Source organism: Streptococcus parasanguinis (assembly GCF_001578955.1).
In the GTDB taxonomy this organism is placed as follows: Bacteria; Bacillota; Bacilli; order Lactobacillales; family Streptococcaceae; genus Streptococcus; species Streptococcus parasanguinis_U.
The window spans coordinates 344,577-346,990 of sequence record NZ_KQ969689.1 but is presented as its reverse complement, the minus strand read 5'-3'; the positions used below and the strand labels follow the sequence as shown (position 1 = coordinate 346,990).

2 protein-coding genes are annotated in these 2,414 nt (G+C 44.0%); one reads left to right on the top strand and one right to left on the bottom strand.

The features are described 5' to 3' along the window. Positions 1-78 precede the first annotated feature (78 nt). Entirely contained in the window at positions 79-780 is a 702-nt protein-coding gene (locus tag SPADD19_RS01660) for an ABC transporter ATP-binding protein (protein ID WP_013903920.1), read from the bottom strand. Positions 781-949: 169 nt separating this feature from the next. Between SPADD19_RS01660 and SPADD19_RS01655 the strand changes: the two genes are divergently transcribed. Further along, positions 950-2,296, top strand: coding sequence for an Nramp family divalent metal transporter (locus SPADD19_RS01655; protein ID WP_003013089.1), 1,347 nt, complete (start codon positions 950-952; stop codon positions 2,294-2,296). The last annotated feature ends 118 nt before the right edge of the window (positions 2,297-2,414 follow it).

Sequence of the window (2,414 nt, the reverse complement as noted above, 5' to 3'; positions counted from 1 at the left end):
AGAAAGCGTCCTTTTGAATGTGTAAAAGAACCAAATAAATCCTTCCAATAGACTTTTCGTTTCATGCTACCACCTCTTCTAATACTCTAGTGTAGCAATATCTTGAGGAAGCTCATTGATTTCTACCGACTTGACCTTGGCATCATGCATGCGAATCACACGGTCTGCAATCGGAGCTAGAGCAGCATTATGGGTTACGATGATGACCGTCGCTCCTTTTTTTCGAGACATATCCTGTAAAATCCCCAATACTTGCTTACCTGTCTGGTAATCCAAGGCTCCCGTCGGCTCATCACAAAGGAGGATTTTTGGATTTTTCGCCACTGCCCGAGCGATCGCCACCCGTTGTTGTTCTCCGCCTGACAATTGGGCAGGAAAATTATCAAGACGATTGCCAAGTCCTACTTCTTTCAAAACAGCTTCCGGATCTAGAGCATCAGAAACAATTTCTGAAGCCAACTCAACATTCTCCTTAGCTGTCAAATTAGGGACCAAATTATAAAATTGAAAGACAAAACCAACATCATCTCGTCGATAATTGGTTCGTTGATGGGCATTGAGCTTTGCAATATCCACCCCATCAATCAGAACCTGACCCTCGTCATTGGTGTCCATCCCTCCTAAGATATTGAGAACCGTTGATTTCCCAGCTCCTGAAGCCCCTAAAATAATGACCAACTCGCCTTTTTCAATCTCAAAGGAAACATCCCGGTTAGCGAAAATTTCTGTCTCTCCACTCGTATAGCGCTTGTAACAATGCTGCATTTCGATGTAGGGCATTTTCTCTTTCCTCCCTCTACTTCCTAACTATATTATAATCCTTTTTCGATAGATTACAATGGAATCGAGGTAGTAGAAAACAGGGTAACCCCAAATTATCATGAACTATTATAAATTTTATGCTATAATTAGAGACAAATTTGATTTATTCTTAGAAAGAAGGCTCATTGTGAGTTTACAACAGTTTGAAAGGAAATCACTTCAAGAAATCAACCAATCTATTGACGTGCCAAAAGGGATCCCTTTTTGGAAGACCCTCCTGCTCTTTTCAGGACCAGGAAGTCTAGTAGCTGTCGGCTATATGGATCCGGGAAACTGGATTACTAGTGTCGTTGGAGGGGCCCAATACCGCTACCTCCTCTTATCAGTAGTTCTTCTCTCGTCTTTAATCGCCATGCAGTTGCAACAAATGGCTGGTAAACTAGGGATTGTCCATCGTAAGGATCTGGCCCAAACAACCGCCCACCATTTGCCAAAATGGCTTCGCTATACCCTTTGGATTGTGATTGAGCTTGCCTTGATGGCGACAGATTTAGCAGAAGTCATCGGATCAGGGATTGCCCTTCACCTCCTCTTTGGCTGGCCCTTGCTCTTTTCCATCCTGATCACCATCTTTGATGTCTTCCTATTACTAGGACTCATGCATCTAGGATTTCGAAAGATCGAGGCCATCGTATCAACCTTGATCCTCACGATCCTTGCAATTTTTGGCTATCTGGTATTCCTATCGAAACCAGATATCGGAGGAATCTTCGCTGGCTTCCTCCCTCAAAAAGAGGTGCTAGGAATTGGACTTCCAAAAGGAAATGAAGCCTTAACCTTGGCGCTTGGAATCATCGGGGCAACCGTAATGCCCCACAACCTCTATCTCCACTCTTCCATTTCGCAAACGCGAAAGGTGGACTACAAAGATCCAGCAGATATCAAACGGGCAGTGCGCTTTATGACCTGGGATTCAAATATTGAATTGAGTTTGGCCTTCGTCGTCAACTCCCTCCTCTTGATTCTTGGAGCAGCCCTCTTCTTTGGTCACGGAGATAAGATCGGTGCTTTCTCTAGCATGTATAATGCCCTCAAAGATAATCATATTGCCGGCGCTATCGCTAGTCCCTTCTTGTCCACCCTCTTTGCCATCGCTTTATTAGCCAGTGGTCAAAATTCAACCATTACCGGGACCCTAACCGGTCAAATCGTTATGGAAGGTTTCTTGAGATTCCGACTGCCACAATGGGTCGTTCGTCTCATGACTCGGATCATTGCCCTTCTTCCTGTCATCATCGTTGCGATCTTATTTGGAGATCAGGAACATGTCCTCGATGACCTTCTGGTTTATTCTCAAGTCTTCCTATCAGCGGCTCTTCCATTCTCCATCTTCCCTCTGGTTTATTTCACCTCCAACAAGGAAATCATGGGAGAGCATGTCAATGCGAAATGGAATACTTTCTTAGGCTATCTCGTTGCGATTGTCTTAACTATCTTAAATTTCAATTTGATCGTGACAACTTTTATCAAATAAAGAGAGAGTGGGACAGAAATCGGTAATTCGTTAGAATTCGATTTCGTCGTCCCACCTCCTCACAGTTGAGTAGGGCTGTAAAAGCTGATGAAATCAGTGTAGTAGAGCCCACTCAACC